This is a genomic window from Waltera acetigignens (assembly GCF_025567015.1).
GTDB lineage: Bacteria > Bacillota > Clostridia > Lachnospirales > Lachnospiraceae > Acetatifactor > Acetatifactor acetigignens.
The window spans coordinates 59638-80273 of sequence record NZ_JAOQJO010000008.1 but is presented as its reverse complement, the minus strand read 5'-3'; the positions used below and the strand labels follow the sequence as shown (position 1 = coordinate 80273).

At 46.0% G+C, this 20636-nt stretch carries 21 protein-coding genes; 18 read left to right on the top strand and 3 right to left on the bottom strand.

Going from position 1 to position 20636, the window contains the following annotated elements; all coding sequences use genetic code 11:
* The first annotated feature begins 10 nt into the window (after positions 1–10).
* The 11 genes from OCV96_RS09180 (at position 11) to OCV96_RS09130 (ending at position 10830) form a co-directional block, all read left to right on the top strand.
* Positions 11–628, top strand: coding sequence for a class D sortase (locus tag OCV96_RS09180; RefSeq protein WP_118662817.1), 618 nt, complete (start codon positions 11–13; stop codon positions 626–628).
* A complete protein-coding gene (locus OCV96_RS09175; protein ID WP_117908538.1) occupies positions 621–1019 on the top strand; it encodes a hypothetical protein in 399 nt (132 codons plus the stop codon). Before OCV96_RS09180 ends, OCV96_RS09175 begins: the two co-directional genes overlap by 8 nt.
* 3 nt (positions 1020–1022) lie before the next feature.
* Entirely contained in the window at positions 1023–1712 is a 690-nt protein-coding gene (locus OCV96_RS09170; RefSeq protein WP_117908539.1) for a SpoVG family protein, read from the top strand.
* A gap of 59 nt (positions 1713–1771) precedes the next feature.
* The gene (locus OCV96_RS09165) at positions 1772–2692 is read left to right on the top strand and encodes a DUF6674 family protein (protein ID WP_117908541.1); all 921 of its coding nucleotides are present in this window, start codon (positions 1772–1774) and stop codon (positions 2690–2692) included.
* Between the two features lie 179 nt (positions 2693–2871).
* Positions 2872–3837: a helix-turn-helix domain-containing protein gene (locus tag OCV96_RS09160; protein ID WP_019160804.1), complete on the top strand. Its 966-nt coding sequence runs from the start codon at positions 2872–2874 to the stop codon at positions 3835–3837.
* A 141-nt stretch (positions 3838–3978) separates the two neighbouring features.
* Positions 3979–4575 (top strand): MptD family putative ECF transporter S component, encoded by a 597-nt coding sequence (locus OCV96_RS09155; RefSeq protein ID WP_015535748.1) that lies wholly within the window; start codon positions 3979–3981, stop codon positions 4573–4575.
* Positions 4575–5327, top strand: coding sequence for an energy-coupling factor transporter transmembrane component T (locus OCV96_RS09150; RefSeq protein ID WP_008395312.1), 753 nt, complete (start codon positions 4575–4577; stop codon positions 5325–5327). The genes OCV96_RS09155 and OCV96_RS09150 overlap by 1 nt, the downstream gene beginning before the upstream one ends.
* A complete protein-coding gene (locus tag OCV96_RS09145; RefSeq protein ID WP_055270719.1) occupies positions 5324–6790 on the top strand; it encodes an ABC transporter ATP-binding protein in 1467 nt (488 codons plus the stop codon). The genes OCV96_RS09150 and OCV96_RS09145 overlap by 4 nt, the downstream gene beginning before the upstream one ends.
* 126 nt (positions 6791–6916) lie before the next feature.
* Complete coding sequence (locus OCV96_RS09140; RefSeq protein WP_117908543.1) at positions 6917–8701, top strand: ABC transporter ATP-binding protein; 1785 nt, start codon at positions 6917–6919, stop codon at positions 8699–8701.
* Positions 8702–10450: an ABC transporter ATP-binding protein gene (locus OCV96_RS09135; protein WP_262594341.1), complete on the top strand. Its 1749-nt coding sequence runs from the start codon at positions 8702–8704 to the stop codon at positions 10448–10450. It begins immediately after the preceding gene.
* Positions 10451–10461: 11 nt separating this feature from the next.
* Complete coding sequence (locus OCV96_RS09130; protein ID WP_008395306.1) at positions 10462–10830, top strand: metal-dependent transcriptional regulator; 369 nt, start codon at positions 10462–10464, stop codon at positions 10828–10830.
* A gap of 106 nt (positions 10831–10936) precedes the next feature.
* On the opposite strand, the gene OCV96_RS09125 is transcribed toward OCV96_RS09130, so the two are convergent.
* Positions 10937–11098, bottom strand: a complete 162-nt coding sequence (locus OCV96_RS09125; protein WP_015529866.1) for a hypothetical protein — start codon at positions 11096–11098, stop codon at positions 10937–10939.
* A 218-nt stretch (positions 11099–11316) separates the two neighbouring features.
* On the opposite strand from OCV96_RS09125, the gene OCV96_RS09115 reads away from it, so the two are divergent.
* Positions 11317–11730: a sigma-70 family RNA polymerase sigma factor gene (locus OCV96_RS09115; RefSeq protein WP_044930365.1), complete on the top strand. Its 414-nt coding sequence runs from the start codon at positions 11317–11319 to the stop codon at positions 11728–11730.
* Positions 11731–12183: 453 nt separating this feature from the next.
* Here OCV96_RS09115 and OCV96_RS09110 read toward each other — a convergent pair whose 3' ends face one another.
* Positions 12184–13155, bottom strand: a complete 972-nt coding sequence (locus OCV96_RS09110; RefSeq protein WP_262594339.1) for a helix-turn-helix transcriptional regulator — start codon at positions 13153–13155, stop codon at positions 12184–12186.
* A gap of 181 nt (positions 13156–13336) precedes the next feature.
* Between OCV96_RS09110 and OCV96_RS09105 the strand changes: the two genes are divergently transcribed.
* Genes OCV96_RS09105 through OCV96_RS09080 form a run of 6 tightly spaced genes read left to right on the top strand, consistent with a single transcriptional unit; the run spans position 13337 to position 19987 of the window.
* On the top strand, positions 13337–13945 hold the full coding sequence (locus OCV96_RS09105; RefSeq protein ID WP_008688119.1) for an MptD family putative ECF transporter S component: 609 nt from the start codon (positions 13337–13339) through the stop codon (positions 13943–13945).
* Positions 13942–14667, top strand: coding sequence for an energy-coupling factor transporter transmembrane component T (locus OCV96_RS09100; protein ID WP_008688120.1), 726 nt, complete (start codon positions 13942–13944; stop codon positions 14665–14667). The genes OCV96_RS09105 and OCV96_RS09100 overlap by 4 nt, the downstream gene beginning before the upstream one ends.
* Positions 14664–16136 carry an ABC transporter ATP-binding protein gene (locus OCV96_RS09095; protein WP_117942945.1) on the top strand — a complete coding sequence of 491 codons (1473 nt, stop codon included), beginning with the start codon at positions 14664–14666 and terminating at the stop codon, positions 16134–16136. Before OCV96_RS09100 ends, OCV96_RS09095 begins: the two co-directional genes overlap by 4 nt.
* A 4-nt stretch (positions 16137–16140) precedes the next feature.
* Positions 16141–17910, top strand: coding sequence for an ABC transporter ATP-binding protein (locus OCV96_RS09090; protein ID WP_262594338.1), 1770 nt, complete (start codon positions 16141–16143; stop codon positions 17908–17910).
* A complete protein-coding gene (locus OCV96_RS09085) occupies positions 17897–19606 on the top strand; it encodes an ABC transporter ATP-binding protein (protein ID WP_117908549.1) in 1710 nt (569 codons plus the stop codon). Before OCV96_RS09090 ends, OCV96_RS09085 begins: the two co-directional genes overlap by 14 nt.
* 12 nt (positions 19607–19618) lie before the next feature.
* Complete coding sequence (locus tag OCV96_RS09080) at positions 19619–19987, top strand: metal-dependent transcriptional regulator (RefSeq protein WP_117908551.1); 369 nt, start codon at positions 19619–19621, stop codon at positions 19985–19987.
* 379 nt (positions 19988–20366) lie between these two features.
* Here the strand turns inward: OCV96_RS09080 and OCV96_RS09075 are convergent, their stop codons facing one another.
* Positions 20367–20567 (bottom strand): helix-turn-helix transcriptional regulator, encoded by a 201-nt coding sequence (locus OCV96_RS09075; protein WP_008395289.1) that lies wholly within the window; start codon positions 20565–20567, stop codon positions 20367–20369.
* Positions 20568–20636: the final 69 nt, after the last annotated feature.

Below are 20636 nucleotides of genomic sequence, written 5' to 3'. Positions count from 1 at the left end.
AGTGAATAATATGAGCATAAGAAAAGTGGTCGCAGGACTACTGATTACAGCAGGGATTGCCATTATGGCAGTCCCTTTTTTCTGGCGGACAACCGGAGAAAAACAGACAGAACAGCTCATAAGTGAATTTGAGCAGACATTGGAGGATGATTACGATGAAGAAACAGATGTGGAGGAAGAGCAAACCTCCATTAGTAAAGAGGATGAAGCCATTCTTAAAGAAGGCGGTGTTATCGGCATCATTGAGATACCGAGCATAGATATCAGATATCCGGTAATGGAAGGAACGAGTGTGGATGTCCTTAATGTCGGGATTGGTCACATACCTGAGACAGCAGGAATCGGAGAAAGTGGTAACTGTGTGCTGTGCGGTCATAATGGCAGCAGATATGGCACATTTTTCACACCACTAAATCAGATTTCCATAGGAGATGATGTGACAATTATCGACAAAAACGGACAGACTCATATCTATGAAGTAACAGGTACAGAGGTGGTAAATCCTTATGACAACAGCATCAAGACTCAGGGAGAAAAAAAAGAATTAACTCTTTTTACCTGTTCGCAGAAGGGTACTATGCGTTTTGTGGTCAGATGCAGATATAAGGAGGCAGTTGTGGATGAATAAAAGATACAGACTGTGTGATGTGGAAGAAGCTGTATCAGAGTCAGAGGAGCTTATTGATATAGCAGATGACATTGCAGAGATAGATGAAGATATGCAGCTTGTCATAAGCGGATGGGCTGTGTATATAGAGAGTCTTAACCTTACGCTTAGGCAGGGAATAGCCTGTGTATGGGATGAAGGGGAAAGACTTTTTATGCCGGACTTTGATGTGACAGTTGTGTATGAAGGAAACATCGAAAGTCAGGAATGGCTCTATTATGAGCAGGATGGATTTGTTGTTACTCTTGGCAACTGGTTAAATGGCAGGATGTCAGGTGGACAGATAGAACAGCTTTGGTGTGAGCTTGTCATACCGGAAACTAATAATACAGATAATGAAAGCGAGGAATAGCGTATGAAGTATTCAATTAAAGTAAACGAAGTAAGAAGCAAAGAGGGCAGTAATATCAAGGGATTTGCCACAGTGGTATTTGGGGATTCATTTAAGATTACCAATATTGCAATCCTTGAGAATAAGGACAAGGGTGAGCTTTTCGTATCAATGCCTAGATACCGCTCCAATGAGCGTGATGAAAGCAATGGCGTCATCTATAAGGATGTGTGCAATCCTATCACAGCAGAGTTTCGAGAGGAACTCTATACCAATATCCTTGATGCCTATGCAAGAATCAAGGAACCGGAGAAAGAGGAGACACAGAAGCAGGACAGAACACAGGAAATGCCTGAGTTTTCCGTAACTGTGACACCTTATGAGAGGGAAGGCAGTAACATCAAGGGACTTGCACGTATTTATTTTGAAAACAGTTTCATCGTAAATAATATCAATATCGTGCAGGGAAAAGAGAAAATCTTTGTATCAATGCCTTCTTATAAGACAAAGCAGGTGGACGAGCAGGGCAAGCCAATCTATCAGGATGTCTGCTATCCGGTCACAAAGGATTTCAGGGAAAAACTCTATAATGAGATTATCTCGGAATATGAGAAAGCAAAGGATAAGAGCAACGAAAAGGCAAGAGAGAGTGCAGAGAAACATCATGGCAATCCCGATAAAGAGAAGGACAAAGAGGCTACACCCTTTCGATAATTAGTAATCAAGGTACAGGGGCGGCCAAGGCTGCCCCGTTTATGAATGGAGGAAACAGAATGGATATGGAAGCAGGAAAAACACTTACCAATGAGGAGGTCATAAGAGAACTTCTCGAATTGTTAAAGAAAAATGCCATGAAAGAGCAGGCAAATGATGTATTTGAGATATGCAGCTATGTGGATGGACTGGAGAAAAAGATTGATTCCATGACGGAAGAACTTACCAATATGCAGAACCAGATTAAGGAAATGCAGGAAGATACGCTTATCAATAATGCCCAAAAGGCATTATCAGAGGCACAGGAGCGACTTAACACAAGATGTGAGCAGATTAAATCACAGGTGTTTCAGGTGAAAGAGCAGGTGAAATCTACTGCAAAAAGCATTGTTGATGAAGCTAAGGTAAAAGGTAGAGAAGTATTATACAGAGTATCAGAGTTCTTAGGAATAAAGAATAAACTTCTTAATATCCGGGAGAATGTAAGAGGAGCAATCAAGACTTCGAATAAGGATATAGCCAAAACTGCATTGCTTGGAAAAGAACTTCGTGAAGCAGGACAGACAACAGTCAATGCATTCCGTACTTTTGCAGATAAGCCGGAAGTGGATTATTCGAAGAAAAAACAGAATAATCCAATAAACAAAGCAGTGCTTGCACCTATGAAAGCAGTGAAAAAGATGCTTGTATTAATGGAGTTGCATCTGGATGCATCTATTGATAAGCTGGATAATCTGGCAATGAATGTGCAGATAGATAAGGAAAAGCATAAGGGTAATGTGAAGAGCGTGGAACAGACAGAGCCGGAGAGGGCAGAAGCTGAGCGAGTGGAAGCAGAGGTTGTATATTCACCGATGGTCGCTGAACCACAGGAATATCAGTATAATGCAGATGCATTTGAAAATTATTTGAGAGATAATGCTGCAAATGATAATAAGAACAAAGAAATAATAATGCAAAAGGATAAAAATGTACGATGAGTTGGCATAATTCGTAAATTAATTGCCACTACGTTTTTGAAATAGCATTGAAGTGGTATCTACGATGTTTTGATGTGAAATGGATTCTGCGGTATACACAAGGAATACAAATTGACTTTTCCAGGTTGGTGTTGTAAACTATGATTAGCTTTGACTAACCATAAGGAGGGCGCTCATACATGACAAATCAATACATGAATAATCTTTATCGTGATCTGCTCTCTAATTCACCGCAGACGATCACCATAGATATTCCGGCAGACATGGGAACCGGTCAGATTTCGCAGATCGTCACGAAACAGGGAGCAGTTGTTTCAGACTGGAGAATGAATTACTTTTCGGATATGAACGTGCAGGGAGTGAGCAGTGAAGAATACATACAAATGCTGTTCTGCTTCAATGACGGCGTTTCCTGGAATATCGCAGACAACCGGCAAAGTGCCAGCATACAAAAGGGTGAATCCTGTATTTATCGCGGCCACGGGAAAATGGAATATCTGTGCTATTCTAAAAAGAGCGATTTCCTTTTCAAAAATGTGAAAATACCTCTATCCTATTTCTATAAGATTCTGAATGACTACTTTGAGGCTGGTGAGATCGAGGTCTATCAGAAAAAATTATTGGACGGCATATCAAAGGTGAATATCACGCCCTATATGGAACACATTTTTGCGGAGCTGCAAGACTTCACGCAATATCGCGGCGGGTTGGGATACCTGTTTCTGGAAAGCAAGGTCTTTGAGCTGCTATCGGTATATTTGAGCGAGGTCCTGGAACTGAGTATTCTCGCGTCAACCTACGTTGCAATTTCCAGAAGTGACCGGGATTCCATCATAGAGGCAAAGCGAATTATTGACAGCCAGCTTGCCCTGGCTCCGAGCTGCGAGGAATTGGCGCGTCAGGTCAATATCAGCACTTCAAAATTGACGAAGGGCTTTTCCTCCCTGTTTGGAACATCGGTTCATGCGTATGTCATCGACCAGCGGTTAGAAAAGGCGGCAAGCCTGCTGTTAGAAAGTAATTTGAATGTCAGCCAGGTGGCTATACTGGTGGGATATTCAAAAGCGAGCAATTTCGCAGCGGCGTTCAAAAGGAAATACGGAGTGAATCCGAAAAACTATAAAGCAGAAGCTACGATTGGATAAACGCAAAAATACTGATTTTGGGTAGAATAAAATTGGTTTTGGGTTGGAATCGTGGGTGCAAATTGTTATTATATGTGGTGTGGTTAGAAGAAGCTAACCACACCACATTTTCATTTTCTCAGAGATAAGGAGGATACTGGTATGAGTTCCCAGAAAAAAAGTTCCCGGCTTGAGGGAAAAGATTTAATTACTATCGGCATCTACACCGTCATCTATGTCGTGATTGTTATGCTGGTGGCGATGCTTGGCTTCATCCCCATTTTTATTCCGCTGATGGCGGTGCTGTGCCCTTTGATTGGCGGCATCCCCTATATGCTGTATGTTACAAAGGCTAAAAAATTCGGGATGACTGCAATCATGGGTTTCCTGATTGGCCTAATCATGGTGTTCTTCGGCAACGGCTATCTTACCATGGTAACTGGTCTCGTTGGCGGCCTGTTGGCCGACGTGATCCTGAAAAAGGCGGACTACAAAAGTGCAAAGAGTACAGTTCTTTCCTGCGGTGTGTTCAGCATCTGGGTGTTTGGCAACTTTGCTCCCATTTTCCTGAACCGTGAAAGCTATATGGTAATGTTGACTGAAGGATACGGCGCTGAATATGCAGCTACCCTTAATACATATATGCCTATGTGGATTGCGCCTATTCTGCTGGTTGCCTGCTTTGTGTTTGGCCTTGTCGGAGGTATGATTGGGAAAGCCATTTGCAAAAAGCACTTCCAGCGTGCCGGTATTGCATAATGGCGCGGGAAATTCTGCTCAGCAAAAAAACAGAACAAGGGTTACGGCTCGATCCGCGTACAAAACTGTTGCTCATCTTCATCATAAGCATTTTTGTCATGGGCGGAACAGGCGGAGAAGCTATGGGGCTGATCCGCCTTGCTCTTTGTACGGTTCCGGCTATATTGCTGCTTACCTCGAAGCAATGTGTAAAAGCTGTGGGCTATATTGCTGTGTTTTCTGCTTTTTATGCTGTTCAAATTTATGTTTTGCCGCACCTTACGGGGATATTGAATTTCCTCGTTCTGTTTACAACCGGATTCTTCTGCCGAATCCTTCCCAGTGTTGCGATTGCTGCCTATGCAGTGAAAACAACAACGGTCAGTGAATTGATTTCCGGCATGGAAAGAATCCATATGCCTAAAGAAGTGACGATCCCCTTAACGGTCATGTTCCGCTTCTTTCCAACTGTCTTTCAGGAGTCAGAAGCAATCAGTGACGCTATGAAAATGCGTGGGATTAAACTTGGAGGGAAAAAATCTTCAAAAATATTGGAGTATAAGCTGATCCCGATGATTACCTGCTCCGTGAAAATCGGTGAGGAACTTTCCGCTGCGGCAATTACCCGTGGCCTCGGCGCTCCTGTCAAACGCACAAACATTTGCCAGCTTAAATTCAATTTTGCCGATGTGGTGCTGATCTTGTTTTGTTGCTTTGTAGTGTTTTGGGCGATTGCTTCCCCGATAATTTCCGCAGGAGGGATTTTGCCATGATAGATTTTCAAAATGTTTCTTTTTCTTATGGTGAAGAATCCAGCGGCGGAGGGATTAGAAATGTCAATCTCACCATAAACACAGGGGAATTTGTTTTACTCACGGGAGAATCCGGCTGTGGGAAAACAACGATTACCCGTTTGGTAAACGGGCTGGTGCCTCATTATTACGAGGGCAATTTAGAGGGCGATGTCCTTCTGGACGGAAAAAGCGTATCAGATACGCCGCTTTATGACTTGGCTGCTATGGTGGGATCTGTATTCCAGAATCCCAAAAGTCAGTTTTTCAACGTGGATACGGATAGTGAATTAGCCTTTGCCTGTGAAAATTTAGGCTATCCTCAGGAGGATATCCTGAAAAGGATTGACCGGACAGTTTCCGATTATCATATTGAAGATTTGATGGGGCGAAGCGTGTTTGCTCTGTCCGGGGGCGAAAAGCAAAAAATAGCCTGTGCTTCATCAAGTGTATTGCTGCCGGGAATTATGGTCCTGGACGAACCATCTTCTAATTTGGATATGGCTGCTATTGATGACCTGCGGCAGGTCCTGAGCCTCTGGAAAAAGCAGGGCAAAACAATTCTGATCGCAGAACACCGCCTTTACTACCTTCACGATCTTGCAGATCGTGTGCTGTATGTAAAAGATGGGGAGATTGAACGGGAATACACACCTGCTGAATTTGACAGCTTATCGGATGGCACTCGAAAAGAAATGGGACTGCGGCCGTTTTCTCTCTCGAAGTTGAAGCCTGCGAATCAGTATCAGGCGCATACAGCTAAACAGATGGAATTTCAAAATTTCTGCTTTGCGTATAAAAAGCGGGAACCGGAAAGCCTCCATATTCCGAGTGCAGAACTGCCTGTTGGAGAAACGATTGCCATTATCGGTCTGAATGGCGCTGGAAAATCTACTCTGGCCCGCTGTATTTGCGGACTGGAAAAGAAGTGTGGCCTTTTGCAGGTTGACGGGAAAACCCTTGATTGGAAAGCCCGGCTCAAACATTGCTACATGGTAATGCAGGATACCAGCCATCAGCTATTTACCGAAAGCGTGACGGATGAAGTGCTTCTGAGCATTGACAACGAGGATGAAACTGTTGTGGATAAAATCCTTAAACAGTTTGATCTGCTGGAATATAAAGACAGGCACCCGCTTTCTCTTTCCGGCGGGCAAAAACAGCGGGTAGCGATCGCGTCTGCCATTGTGAGTAACCGGGAGATCATTGTGTTTGACGAACCAACCAGCGGGCTTGATCTCAAACATATGCGGGAAGTTGCGCGGAGTTTGAAGTCACTCGCAGATCAGGGCAAAACGCTTCTTGTTATTACGCATGATCCGGAGTTGGTGATGGCGGGATGTTCGTATGTAGTCCATATGGAAAAAGGGCAAATAAAAGAAAGCTATCCATTGGACGAATCCGGCAGTAAAAAGGTTTTGGATTTTTTCCGAATCCGCCAGTGAATTTTAGAAATTATGAATGTCAGGGCCGCCTTGACTGGACAGAAAGATAATGATAAGAGGCCGCTTTACTTTGGCGGCCTCTTGTTTTTGAAGCACAGACAGTACGGCTCAATATAAGGAGGGCTTATGTTCAAAAAAATCTTTGAGTACGCAGGGCCATATAAGAAAAATATGTATGTGGCCACGGTTGTCGTACTGGTCAGCGTTCTTATGGGCGTCCTGCCTTTTGTGCTGGCCTATCAGGTCATTTCGCCATTGGTTATGGGCGATTCTGTTGAAACAGAATTTGTTTTATTGCGTGTTATAGGGGTTTTGATCTGTCTTGTTTTGCAGGCGTTTTTTTATGGATGGGGATTATCAATTTCTCATAAAGCAGCATATAACACATTGTTCCGTCTGCGGGTATCTCTGCAAGAGAAGTTTGAGAAACTTCCCCTTGGCATTGTGGAGGAAAAAGGGACAGGGACAATCAAAAAGCTGTTTGTCGATGATGTGGACAGCTTGGAATTGCTCCTTGCTCATTCAGTCCCGGAGGGTATCGCAAATTTACTGATCCCGCTGGTGATTTATGTTGCTATGTTTTGTGCGGACTGGAAACTGGCTCTTATGTCTTTGGCCTCTATCCCGATCAGCCTGCTTTCCATGGTCATTATGTACTCTGTTGGAATGAAGCGCATGGGTCCCTACTATCAGTCTGCACAGAAAATGAACAACACGATCATTGAGTACATCAATGGTATGGAGGTTGTCAAGGTTTTCAACCGGGAGAGTGAATCTTACGAGAACTTCCGCAAGGATGTAACGGACTATCGGGATTATACCTTGGCATGGTATAAGGCCGCCTGGCCCTGGATGGCGATATACGGAAGTCTGCTGCCCTGCACTGTTATTCTGACTTTGCCTCTTGGGGCATGGTTTGTTCTCTGTGGCATAAGCACTTTACCTGATTTGATTTTAGTCCTCTGCCTTTCCCTCAGCATTGGGATTCCTCTCCTGAAAGCACTGGGCTTTATGGAGACGATTCCGAATCTGAATTATAAGATCACGGCACTTGAACAGATGTTAAATACGGCACCGCTGCAAGCTGCTGAGGATGATTTCCACGGACAGGATTTTAACATTTCTTACGATCATGTTTCCTTTGCGTATCAGACGACACAGCCTGGCCCAGATGGGAAACCGATAATAGCAGAAAACGAAGTCCTCCACGATATTACCTTTGTGGCACAAGCAGGACGAAAAACTGCCCTAGTTGGTGAATCCGGTTCTGGCAAGAGCACCCTTGCAAAACTGTTGCTCCACTACTATGACCCGCAGAAAGGGAGCATTTCCATTGGCGGGCAGAAACTTTGTGATATGAGCCTGGAGGCATTGAACAGCCGCATTTCCTATGTGGCTCAGGATCAGTACCTGTTTAACACCTCCCTGCTGGAAAATATCCGTCTTGGACGTTTGGATGCTACCGATGAGGAAGTAATGCAGGCGGCGAAGAAAGCCCAGTGTATGGAGTTTCTGGAAAAGCTGCCGCAAGGTATTCACTCCATGGCGGGCGATGCGGGGAAAATGCTTTCCGGGGGGCAGCGCCAGCGAATTTCCCTGGCGCGGGCAATATTGAAGGATGCCCCGATTGTAGTGCTTGACGAGGCCACGGCCTATGCTGATCCAGAAAATGAGGAAAAAATGGAGGCTGCTATTGCGGAGCTGGTGAAGGGAAAAACCTTGGTAGTTATTGCTCACAAACTTCCCGCTATAATGAACGCAGATCAAATATGCGTTATGGATCACGGAAAGATGGTGGCAACCGGAAAACATCAGGAGCTGATTCAAGCTTGCCCAGAATACCAAAAGTTGTGGAAAGCGGCTCAGGACAGCGCCGAGTGGAAAGTATCTACTGCAAAGGAGGGAAGATAAATGTTTGCATTGATTTCAAGAATCCTGAACCTCTCAGGGAGGTATAAAAGCCGTATTCAAGCTGCATTTCTATGTGCATTTGTCGAGTCCATTCTCTCCAAAATGCCGATCTTCATGGCGTTTATTGTCTTGGCCGGGTTTGCTGATAATACGCTGACTGGAAAGACCTGTCTGTTTGTCGGACTTGGATTATTAGCTGTTGTAGTGGTTCAGACAGTGGTTCACTATTTGAGCGACCGTCTGCAAAGTGTCGCTGGATTTATGATCTTTGCTGATAAACGGATGGAGTTGGGAAATCATTTAAGAAAAATGCCGATGGGTTACTTTACATCGGGGAATATTGGCAAAATCAGCTCTGTTCTCAGTACGGATATGGTATTCATTGAGGAAGTTTCTATGAGTACCATTGGCAACATGATGAGCTATATGCTGTCTACTTTGGTTTTAGCTGTTTTTATGTTCGTACTGGATTGGAGACTTGGGCTGATTGCGGTAATCATTACCTTGCTGGCATCACTGGTTGCAAAATATATGAATAAGGTTTCCTTCAAGGAGGCTGTCGGGCGTCAAAACCAAAGCGAGAATTTGACGGATGCGGTCTTGTCTTTTGCTGAAGGAATTGGGGTTATCAAAAGTTACAATCTGCTCGGAGAAAAATCTGACGAATTAACGGAAAACTTCAAAAAATCAAGGGATGTCAATACGAAGTTTGAGCAGAAAATGACACCGTGGACCACTGGCTTAAATATTCTCTATGGCGTGGGTATTGCCGCTATCTTCGGTTTATCCGTTTTTTTACATCAGGAAGGCGTACTCTCCCTGGCTTATCTTTTGGGCGTGCTGCTGTTTGTCTTTGATCTCTTTGGACCTCTGAAAGCTCTTTATGGAGAAGCAACCCGACTGACCGTGATGAATGCCGCATTAGACCGCATTGAAGCTGTTTTGGACGAGCCTGAACTTCCCGATAACGGAAATCAACATATTCTGTCACAGGCACAGCCGGATCAGCCAGAAGTACAATTTAGCGATGTGGGCTTCGCCTATCAGGACAAGGAAGTCCTGCACAACATCAGCTTCTCTATGCAGAAGAATACCATGACCGCACTTGTGGGACCGTCTGGCGGTGGCAAATCCACGATTGCGAACCTTCTGGCGCGGCTGTGGGATGTGAAATCCGGCAAAGTGACAATCCGCGGTACAGATATTCGGGATATACCTCTCGCCGAACTGATGGAACAGATCAGCATGGTTTTCCAAAGGGTGTACTTGTTCCAGGATACCATTTACAACAATATCAGCATGGGTAAACCGGACGCTACCGAGGAAGAAGTCTATGAGGCTGCAAAAAAAGCCCGCTGCTATGATTTTATCATGGCGTTGCCAGATGGATTCCAGACAGTCATCGGTGAAGGCGGCGCTACTCTGTCCGGCGGCGAAAAGCAAAGAATCTCTATCGCCCGATGCATTTTGAAGGACGCACCGATTGTCATTCTGGATGAAGCGACTGCAAGTGTTGATACCGATAATGAAAGCTATATCCAGGAGGCAATCAATGAGCTGGTAAAGGGTAAAACATTACTTGTGATTGCACACCGCCTGAATACCATCCGTCAGGCAGATCAGATTTTGGTGATCTCTGATGGACGGATCAGCGAACAGGGAACCCATGACGAGCTTATGGCAAAAGCCGGGATTTATCAGGATTTTGTAAATATCCGTAAAAAGGCTTCCGGCTGGAGCCTTGCATAAAGGAGGAACCGATGAAGATTCATGCGTCCGGGGAGGATTATCTGGAGGCTGTGCTGATTCTTCAAAAGAAGCAGGGCATGGTCCGCTCCATTGATCTTGCTCGGCACATGGGCTTTTCAAAGCCGAGTATCAGTCATGCGGTGGGCGTTCTGCGGGATGGCGGCTTTCTGACAATGGACGAGGATGGATTTCTCCACCTGACCGATATAGGCCGGGAGGTGGCAGAGAAAATCTATGAACGCCATCAATTCTTTACGGAGCAGCTTGTGGCTGCTGGCGTAGACAGAGAAACGGCGGAGCAGGACGCTTGCCGGATAGAACATGTAATCAGTGATACATCCTTTCAGAAGTTAAAGGAAAAAATGCGGGGAACCGATTAGCGCACACCGGCTCCGCTCTGCATAATAAGTTATCTGCCCCGTCCGGGGAAAGAAAAAAACCGTTGACTGGGGCAGATAATTTCGTGCGCTATTTTAAGGTTTGAACTCAATCGGCGGTTTTGAAGGACAATTTCAGAGCCGCCGTTTCTTTGCGTTTACACAAACTAATGACGACTTGCAGGGACACGGTAGCCGCTTGGAGGTTAATTTGCCGTGTCTCTTTTGCTTTTTCAAAGCTCCCATGATCTACATCAATTAAAAAAAGCATTGCCCCTCCTCCGGGCAAGTATAGCATTGCATCGGCATTATCGTTCCATGTGATTCAGCATAATAATGACTGTTCTTGTTGCGCCAGTTTCCCATTGTGTGGAGCTGGCGCTTTTTGCTGTCGATTTTTCGGGAAAGTTCCCGAAGTACGTCGCTGCCGTTCCCCACCTCCATTCGATTCACCCGTCAATCACCCGTGAATCGAAATGGAGGTACATAATGAAGAAAATTAACCTTCGGGAGCTTTATCCTGATGTTTATACAACAGACTTTTTTGTAGATGTGACAGAGGAAGTAATGGAGACTATTCGAGCAGCTGAACGTGCGGAGGCTGCGTATGAGCGAAAGATGTATCGTTATAAAGCACAGTATTCTCTGGATTGCGAGAATGGCATTGAAAATGCGGTGCTGTTGAAGCCGCAGACACCGGAGATGCTTCTGGAGGAAAAACAGTTTCAGGAGCAGGTCTATGCCGCTGTGATGAAGCTGCCGGAGAAACAGGCAAAGCGAATTTATGCCCGATACTATCTGGGAATGACGGTAAATGAAATTGCCGAAGTAGAAGGTGTAGATTCAAGCCGTGTTCGAGACAGTATCCGCCGTGGCTTAAAGCAGCTCGGAAAATATTTTTGATAAAGTTTCATTTGATGCGCCTGTTTTTTGCTTTTTTTGTCAGTGTTAATAAGAAGGACAAGTTTTCCTCCTTCATCAAGTACATTGACAATCGAATAGGGAGGCTAGCAGTTTTATCCGCTCATCTATGAGCCGTTTTTTATTCTCTGTGACATAAAAATTCATCTGGATATTCCGTTTCCGGTTCGCCATGCGCTGCCTCCATTCTTCATAAGAGTTTGAGATTATCTCAACAAACATTTTTCATTTTCGGTCAAGAGATCTGAAAATACGAAAAATCGCAAGCGGGTACTCGCTTGCTGTGCTTGTTATCAAGCCTTACCTTCTATTTTTCTCTCTACTAATACTACAATTTGGAAAGGGGAAAATGGCTATATCCGTAAAGAAAAGCAGAAAAATGCCACGACTGAAACTCCGTTGTAGAGTGATCTGTCGTGGCATTACATTGTGAATTTATTTTTGCTGAGCCATTTTCCGATATTCAATCGGCAGGAGGCCTGTACTCTTGCGAAATAATTCCGCAAACCGGCTAGAAGTAGAGTAACCGATCATTTCCGCAATCTGTCCCATTGTGAAATCCGTATCGATCAGCAAATGCTCTGCCTGGCTCATGCGGCGCTGTTGAATATACTCTGTGATTGTGCAGCCCTGCAACTGCTTAAAAGATGTTTTCAGCTTGGTGGTTCCCATACAGGCGATTTTTGCAAGCCGCTCCAATGGGATATCAAACGCATAGTGGTCATTGAGATAAGCAGTCACATTTTCCAATTGTGCTATATCCTGGTCGGATAGATGTTTCTCCTTGCGGGAGAGAATTTTTTTCTGTTCTTCCACCACAAGGGATACGGCCTCGGCCACTTTCGCTTCATAAAATAGTCCTGCGGCAATCCCATCCCCACGGTAGACCTTTACCTCATGGAGCAGCTTTGCCATAGCCGGGAAGTCTGTGGTCTGATCAACCTGCCGGAAAGCTGCAAGTGGGCTGATATAGTCCCCCGGATATTGTTTTTGCAAATAATCCTCATAGTATGCAGGCATGACTTCGATACCAATAGACCGGATGGGGATTTTTTTATGGATGATTGCCTTGTATGGCTTATAGCCGCCAATAAAGGCTTTGATACATTCGGCAGACATCCGCCGGTAGGGATTTAATTCTTCGCCAGAGATGGATTCATACTGAGTAATACTCAGAGCTTCCGGCAAATGAAATTCCATGAAGAAATCCTCATGGAAATAAAAATCATGGATTTTAATGTCGTACAGGTCTTTCTTCGCATAGACCCAGTAAAAGCCTTCTCCAAATTCAGGCGATAACTGCCAGCATTGTCCGGCAGAATTGAAGTGGTTATTGCTATCTACCGGGATAAAATGGTTATCTGTTAAAAGCGGCTCATAGTAATCCGCAATAATGTTATTGTTCAAATGACGGCCTCCTTTGCAACGATTGGACGGAGCTTTGCAACGAAAAGACGAATGTGCCTGTAATGTATTGCAGCCCGCCCATAAAGTTAGTATGATATAGACCGTGGTTAGTAGCATCTAATCATAATATAACAGATTTCAGACGGTAGGTCAACCGTTCTTGAAAGCAGGAGGAAAAAATATGAGTAATCAAGTAAATGCAAAGGCAGGATTGTCTGTCAAGGACTTAGTAACAACGGGAATTTTTACTGCGCTTCTGTTCGTATTCATCATGGTAGGAGGCGTCTTTTTTGCTACCAACCCGGTGCTGACTTTTTTCATGCCTGCCGGGAGTGCTTTGCTTGCCGGACCAATTTATCTGCTGATGATCGCAAAAGTACATAAACGCTGGAGCGTCACGATCATGGGCGTTATCATGGCCATCATCTGGTTTGTCACTGGTATGCACTGGGCGTTTGCGTTGGGCTATCTCATTATGGCTGTCGTAGCTGATTTTGTTGCCGGTACAAAGCAGTACAAGAGCAAGAAGATCAACAGTCTGTCCTATATCCTTTTCTCCCTGGGCGGAACAGGGTCGTACCTTGTTTTCTTCGCTGATCCCCAGGGGTGGGCGCAGACCATGTTGGGAAATGGAACCGAGCAAAGCTATATCGATACCATGCAGACGACCGCAAATGCGGGAATCTTTATCGCCATGTTTGCCGCTCTCCTTGTAACAGCTTCTATCAGTGCATTTGTGGGCTGCAAAATGTTGAAGAAGCAGTTCGAAAAAGCGGGTATTACAGCATGATGGGTAACACCGTCCAGAAAGGGCTTTGGCTTGACCCGCGGGCCAAGCTCTTTCTTATTTTGATGTGTGTACTGAGTTCCATGTTCGCGCCTTCTCTTACCTATCAGTTTGCGCTTGTCCTGCTGATTGCTGTATTAGGAGTGCTTTGTGGAAAGTGGAAATATGCCGTAAAAGGGGTATGCTTTTATGCGTTAGTCTGTGCACTGACAGTCTGGATTATGGCGGCTATGACGGGGACGCTGCGGACCATGTTTGTTGCGTTCCTTGGGCTATTTCACAAGGTTTACGCCTGCGGGATGCTGGCAGGGATAGTCTTGTTTACAACAAAGGTCAGCGAATTTTTATCCGCCATGAACCGAATCCATGCCCCGAAAAAATTTGTCATCACATTTGCGGTCATGCTGCGCTATATTCCAACCGTCCAGGAGGACTGGCATTTTATCAAGGACGCCATGCGTATGCGGGACGTATCGCCCTCCCTGGGCGGATTCCTTTCCCATCCGGGAATGACAGTAGAGTGTATCTATGTTCCGCTGATGATGATGGCCTCCAAGGCAGCGGACGAGCTTTCTATCGCTTCTGTTACCCGCGGGATCGAGAATCCCAATCCCCGGACCTGTCTTGTCCAGATAAAATGCGGGATTGCAGATTGGACGGCGATGTTATTTGCGGTTGCTTTCTTTATTTTTGAATTATGTAAGCGGGGAGGTGTGATCGGGTGATTGAGTTTAAAAATGTATCATTTTCTTATGAGGGACAGGAGCATGACAGTCTGCATGGAATCAGCCTGAAAATTGCAGACGGGGAATGTGTCTTGTTCTGTGGCCGCAGCGGGTGCGGAAAAACAACGGTCACAAGGCTGGTAAATGGCTTGATCCCACAATTTTACCAGGGAGAACTTCAGGGGCGCGTGCTAGTGGACGAACAGGAAATCAGTGACCTGCCCATGTATCAGATCGCTGCAAAGGTGGGGTCTGTGTTTCAAAATCCCCGGACACAGTTTTTCAATGTGGATACGGACAGTGAGATTGCCTTTGGAATTGAAAATGAGGCCAGGCCGGTAAGGGAACTGGAGGAACGGGTAGAACAGACAACAAAAGATTTGCATATTGAAAAGCTACGAAACCGAAATATTTTTGAACTGTCGGGCGGAGAAAAACAGAAAATCGCGTTTGCGTCGGTCTATGCAATGAACCCGGAAATCTATCTGCTGGACGAACCATCCTCAAATCTAGACATGGCTTCCATCCAGGAATTGAAAGAACATCTGCGGCTGATAAAGAGCCAGGGCAAAACCATTTTGATTGCGGAACACAGGCTCTATTATCTGATGGAGCTGGCAGACCGCATTGTTTATCTGGAAGATGGGGAAATAGCAAGGATTTTTACGTCAGAGGAATTTCTCCGGCTGACGGAAACCGAACGGGAACACATGGGGCTGCGGGCAGTTGACCTGACAAGGGTTCTTCCTCCAGCCATCCATCCTACGGTTCTTCCTCCTACATTAGCAATCCGTGATATTACGCTGCGTTATAAAAAGAGGACGATTCTACACCAAATTGCTCTTTCTGTCGCAAGGGGAGAAGTCATTGGGGTTGTCGGTCATAATGGAGCCGGAAAAACCACGTTTTCCCGCGCTCTGTGCGGGCTTCATAAAGACTGTGAAGGTGAGTTCCTTTGGAATGGTCAGCCGCTAGAACACAAGTTGAGGCTGAAACGCTCTTATATGGTGATGCAGGATGTGAACTATGAATTGTTTGCAGAAAGTGTGGAGGCAGAATGTTCCTTCGGAATTCGAAACCCGGATCAGGATTTAGTAGAAACAACCATGGCGGAACTGGGGCTTACAACCTACCGGGAACGCCATCCCAACACGCTTTCCGGTGGACAGAAGCAGCGGGTGGCTGTGGCAGTCAGCATGATCTGTGGAAAAGATTTGCTGGTGTTCGACGAGCCCACCAGCGGACTGGACTTTGACAGCATGGCGCAGGTGGCGGGATTGATCAAACGGTTATCCGAACAGGGAAAAATCATTTTTATTGTCACCCATGATTTTGAATTTGTCTGCCGTACCTGCTCACGTGTCTTGCATTTTGATGAAGGGGAAATGCCGGATGACATCCCTGTTGTGATGGATTTCCTCCCAAAGATCCGGGAACTGTTCTCTGTTTCAGGGGGAAAGGAGATGTGAAGTGATGAAACAGAAAAAGAAAAACAGGATTGCATTGCTACTTCAATGGGCCGGTGAGCAGAAAATCTGGCTGCTACTGGCAATTCTGCTAGCTATGGCAAGCGGCCTATGCATCATTGTACCGTATATCGGGATTTACCGTGTGATGGATGCCGTTTTCCAGCATAACTGCACAAACGAGTTTGTCGTCCAGACGATTATGATGATTGCCGTTTCTGTGGTCCTGCGTTTTGTTTTATTTGGGTGTTCCGGTGTGGCTGCCCATAAAGGTGCTTACGGCGCTTTGTTCAAGGTGCGCTGCATGGTAGCGGAACATCTGGCAAAAGTCCCCCTTGGTACATTGAATGAGCGGCGGACCGGGGATATTAAAACGGTTCTGAATGAAGATATTGAAAAGCTGGAGTTGTTTTTAGCCCATAACCTTCCAGACCTTGTGTGCTATATGGTAGGGCCGGTAGCAATTTTCATTTATTTGATGACAGTAAATATCCCATTGGCACTGGTTTCCCTGGTGCCGTTGATTTTGGCCGTTGTGGTAATGGGGGTTATGTTTCGGAATACGGACGGTTTGATGGACCGGGCGAACCGATCCATTACAACGCTCAATTCCGTTATGATCGAGTATATCAGCGGCATGAAACTGATTAAAGCGTACAACATGGGGAGCAAATCGTTCCAGAAATTTTCCGGTGCAATCCAGGAAGAGAATGCCATGTGGAATGAAACCTCCCGGAGAATGGGGCCTCCTTATGCAACCTTTGTGGTTCTGATTGAATGTGGGATGCTGCTGATGGTTCCCCTGGGCGGGATGTTCTTTCTGAAAGGCTCCCTGGCGGCCAGTGCATTTTTGCTGTTCGTCTATGTCGGCTCCATGTATCTGACGGAGATCCGGCCTTTACAGGAATTGGGGACAAACTTTGCGAATGTCCTGGGCGCCATTACCAAAACGAAAGAAATATTGGACGTTCCTGTTTATGAAGGTGGAATGGACTTCCCGGAAAACCATGATATTGAGCTTAAGAATGTACGTTTTTCCTACGATGGGAAAACGGATGTCCTGCAAGGCGTCAACCTCAAGATCAGGGATGGGGAACGCATGGCACTTGTGGGACAGTCCGGCGCGGGCAAGAGTACCGTGATTGAACTGATCTCCCGGTTTTATGATGTGCAGGAGGGGGAGGTGCTGATCGGCGGGATCAACGTGAATGAACTGAACTACGATACCATCCTGAAGAATATTGCCATTGTATTTCAAAAGACATTCCTTACCCGTGACAGTGTACTGGAAAATATCCGCATGGGTTCAGACGCCAGCCTGGAGGAAGTACGGGCTGCCGCCAGGGAGGCGCAGATTGATGACTTCATCATGTCGCTGCCGGATGGTTATGACACAAAGGTAGGCAGCTTCGGCTCCCGTTTCTCCGGTGGGGAAAAACAGCGGATTGCTATTGCAAGGGCGATCTTGAAAAATGCTCCCATCCTGATTCTGGACGAAGCGACAAGCGCCTCTGACCCGGAAAATCAGATGGAAATTGATAAGGCCATTCAGAACCTCTGCAAAGGCAGGACGGTCATTGTGGTAGCGCACAGGCTGAGCGCCTTGAAAATGTGCGACCGTGTGGCGGTGGTAGAGAATCATACGATCACCAGCGTCGGTACCCATGAGGAAGTGCGGAAAGAGAACGCTTATTATCGGAAAGCATGGGAGGACTACGAAACAGCGAGGGGAATTACTTATCAACTGGAAGGAGGCGGGCAGAATGAATCCAAATAACGTATGGAAGAAGAACCGGGAGTTTTATATTGGCGTTGCCGGGACTGTCCTGGAGGGACTGTTCTCTGGTAGCCTGTTTATGCTGCTTTATTCCGTCATGCGGTTTTTATGGGACGGTCAGTTTGATATGAACCGTGTACTGGTCCTGACAGGTGTTATTGCATTTATCTTTCTGCTCCGTATTTTGATATACAGCTATGGCTATACCAAAGCACAGATCGGCGGCGCAAAAGTCAGTAAAAATATCCGCTTGTTTATGGGCGACCATCTCAAGCGTATCCCGCTTTCCCGGTTTACACAAGGGCAGACAGGCGATTATATCAACACCATTACCAGTGATGTAAATAACTATGAAAAAATTCTGACCCATAAGATCGGGGACATTGCAAAGAGCTTTGCCCTGTCGCTGATGTTGATTGTTTTTGTGATGACGATCTACTTTCCAGCCGGGCTGATCCTCCTGATTGCCGACCTGCTTTTGATCCCCGGATTGTGGCTTTCTTTCCGGCAGGTAGCGAAGTATGGCAAAGAGAAGAACGATATTTGTGCAGAGAATGTCAGCAGCATTGTGGAGTATGTATCCGGTATCCAGACTTTCCGGGCCTATGGCGTTGGCGGTCTGAAAAACAAAACCGTGATCCATGCCATGCAGGAGTTTAGCAGGATCAGCTTTGTGTATGAAGCCAAGGTTCTCCCGATAGGTGCGGGATTTGGTATTTTGAGCTGGCTGTCCTGCCCGGTTGTGATCTGGACGGCCTATGGCCCCTGGGCAGCCGGAACTTTAGATACCGTGTCCTATCTTTTGATTTGTATGCTGCCTTTGTTCTGTGCGAAGCTGGCAAATTCCATTTTTGTAGACCTCACCAGCTATAAGAATCTGATGATCTCGAAAAATAAAATCATGGCTGTGATGAAGGAACCGGAAGAAACCGGCAGCATGGAGCCGCTACAGGCAGCCTCCCATGAGATTGTATTTGACCATGTGAACTTTTCTTATGTTCCTGGGGAACCGGTGTTAAAACAGGCTTCCTTTACTGTGCCGGATCAGAAGCTGACCGCCATTGTGGGGGATTCCGGCTCCGGCAAGTCTACCATCCTGAACCTGATTGCAAAATACTATGAAGTATCTGGCGGCACGATTTCCATAGGAGGCAGACCGATCAATCATATAGCTGCGGAACGGGTATTAGACCAGATTTCTATGGTGGACCAGGATGTGTTCCTGTTTGATGATACAGTGCGGGAGAATATCCGCCATGCCCGTCCGGATGCTACGGACGCAGAAATTGAAGTGGCCTGCCGAGAGGCAAACTGTGACGGCTTTATCCGCAAGATGGAGAGGGGTTATGATACGCCGATTGGGGAAAATGGAAATCTCCTGTCCGGCGGCGAACGCCAGCGCCTTTCCATAGCACGTGCCATTTTGAAAAACAGCCCGATCCTGCTGCTTGACGAGGCGACGGCCTCCCTAGACATTGAGAATGAATTGGCGGTAAAGCAGGCGATTGCGAACCTACTGAAAGAGAAAAAAACCGTGGTGATGATCGCACATACCCTATCCATCGTAAAAAATGCCGATCAGATTCTGGTGGTTTCCGATGGTCGGATCACCGAAGCTGGTACACACGAAGAATTGTTAGCAAAGGATGGAAAGTACGCTGCCATGTGGAACGCAGAACAGCAGCTTTCCGCCTAAAAGGAGGCTACGATGAAGATTCATGCGTCCGGGGAGGATTATCTGGAGGCTGTGCTGATACTCCAAAAGAAGCAAGGCATGGTCCGCTCCATTGACCTTGCCCGGTACATGGGCTTTAGCAAACCGAGTATCAGCCATGCGGTAGGCGTTTTGAAAAATGGAGGTTTTCTGACCGTGGATGATGATGGGTTCCTTCATCTGACCGTCATAGGTCGGGAGATTGCCGAGAAAATCTATGAACGCCATTTGTTTTTTATGGAGCAGTTTATCGCTGCTGGCGTCGATCAGGAAACAGCGGAACAAGACGCCTGCCGGATTGAACACGCCATCAGTGATACATCTTTCCGAAAGCTGAAGGAGAAAGTACAAGGAACCGATTAGCGCACATCGGCTCCGCTCTGCTCTGCATAATAAGTTATCTGCCCCGTCCGGGGAAAGAAAAAAACCGTTGACTGGGGCAGATAATTTCGTGCGCTCATTTTAGAAATGTGATGCTCTATCGGCGGTTTTGAAAGATCAGGGCGCCGTTTCTTTTGCCCTCAAAGGGAATGACGTGCTGACGCTGGCGGATACGGCGGCTTACTGGAGGGAGCCGCTATGATACAACCTGACCGCAGACAAATTCTGACGATGTTTGCACTATCGTTAAAAAAGTCAGACCGCCCAACAGGAACAGTCTGACGACGATTGCGAAAATCGTCGCTTTTTAAAATTTATGTTGAAAGTAGATAGTAATAGAGCTGGGTATCATGTGCCCAGCTCAATCTTCTACATGGAAGACATCTTCCACCATCATATTAAAGTATTTTGAAATCCGCAGCATAAACTCTGCGGATGGGGTGCTTTCCCCACGTTCTATTCGACCGATGGTTTTGGTACAGTATCCGGTAGCTTCAGCAAGTTCATCCTGGTAGATGCCACGCTGCTCACGGATTTCTTTGATATTGTTGACAACCGCCATAAAAATTCCTTCTTTCAGATTCTGATTTCTTAGTGTTAATTATGCAAGAACATGTGTCCAATAAAAAGG

What these genes read in the sequence shown, in the direction of transcription:
- OCV96_RS09180 (WP_118662817.1), top strand. Translation starts at nt 11, where the DNA reads ATGAGCATAAGAAAAGTGGTCGCAGGACTACTGATTACAGCAGGGATT.
- OCV96_RS09175 (WP_117908538.1), top strand. Translation starts at nt 621, where the DNA reads ATGAATAAAAGATACAGACTGTGTGATGTGGAAGAAGCTGTATCAGAG.
- OCV96_RS09170 (WP_117908539.1), top strand. Translation starts at nt 1,023, where the DNA reads ATGAAGTATTCAATTAAAGTAAACGAAGTAAGAAGCAAAGAGGGCAGT.
- OCV96_RS09165 (WP_117908541.1), top strand. Translation starts at nt 1,772, where the DNA reads ATGGATATGGAAGCAGGAAAAACACTTACCAATGAGGAGGTCATAAGA.
- OCV96_RS09160 (WP_019160804.1), top strand. Translation starts at nt 2,872, where the DNA reads ATGACAAATCAATACATGAATAATCTTTATCGTGATCTGCTCTCTAAT.
- OCV96_RS09155 (WP_015535748.1), top strand. Translation starts at nt 3,979, where the DNA reads ATGAGTTCCCAGAAAAAAAGTTCCCGGCTTGAGGGAAAAGATTTAATT.
- OCV96_RS09150 (WP_008395312.1), top strand. Translation starts at nt 4,575, where the DNA reads ATGGCGCGGGAAATTCTGCTCAGCAAAAAAACAGAACAAGGGTTACGG.
- OCV96_RS09145 (WP_055270719.1), top strand. Translation starts at nt 5,324, where the DNA reads ATGATAGATTTTCAAAATGTTTCTTTTTCTTATGGTGAAGAATCCAGC.
- OCV96_RS09140 (WP_117908543.1), top strand. Translation starts at nt 6,917, where the DNA reads ATGTTCAAAAAAATCTTTGAGTACGCAGGGCCATATAAGAAAAATATG.
- OCV96_RS09135 (WP_262594341.1), top strand. Translation starts at nt 8,702, where the DNA reads ATGTTTGCATTGATTTCAAGAATCCTGAACCTCTCAGGGAGGTATAAA.
- OCV96_RS09130 (WP_008395306.1), top strand. Translation starts at nt 10,462, where the DNA reads ATGAAGATTCATGCGTCCGGGGAGGATTATCTGGAGGCTGTGCTGATT.
- OCV96_RS09125 (WP_015529866.1), bottom strand. Translation starts at nt 11,098, where the DNA reads ATGCTTTTTTTAATTGATGTAGATCATGGGAGCTTTGAAAAAGCAAAA.
- OCV96_RS09115 (WP_044930365.1), top strand. Translation starts at nt 11,317, where the DNA reads ATGAAGAAAATTAACCTTCGGGAGCTTTATCCTGATGTTTATACAACA.
- OCV96_RS09105 (WP_008688119.1), top strand. Translation starts at nt 13,337, where the DNA reads ATGAGTAATCAAGTAAATGCAAAGGCAGGATTGTCTGTCAAGGACTTA.
- OCV96_RS09100 (WP_008688120.1), top strand. Translation starts at nt 13,942, where the DNA reads ATGATGGGTAACACCGTCCAGAAAGGGCTTTGGCTTGACCCGCGGGCC.
- OCV96_RS09090 (WP_262594338.1), top strand. Translation starts at nt 16,141, where the DNA reads ATGAAACAGAAAAAGAAAAACAGGATTGCATTGCTACTTCAATGGGCC.
- OCV96_RS09085 (WP_117908549.1), top strand. Translation starts at nt 17,897, where the DNA reads ATGAATCCAAATAACGTATGGAAGAAGAACCGGGAGTTTTATATTGGC.
- OCV96_RS09080 (WP_117908551.1), top strand. Translation starts at nt 19,619, where the DNA reads ATGAAGATTCATGCGTCCGGGGAGGATTATCTGGAGGCTGTGCTGATA.
- OCV96_RS09075 (WP_008395289.1), bottom strand. Translation starts at nt 20,567, where the DNA reads ATGGCGGTTGTCAACAATATCAAAGAAATCCGTGAGCAGCGTGGCATC.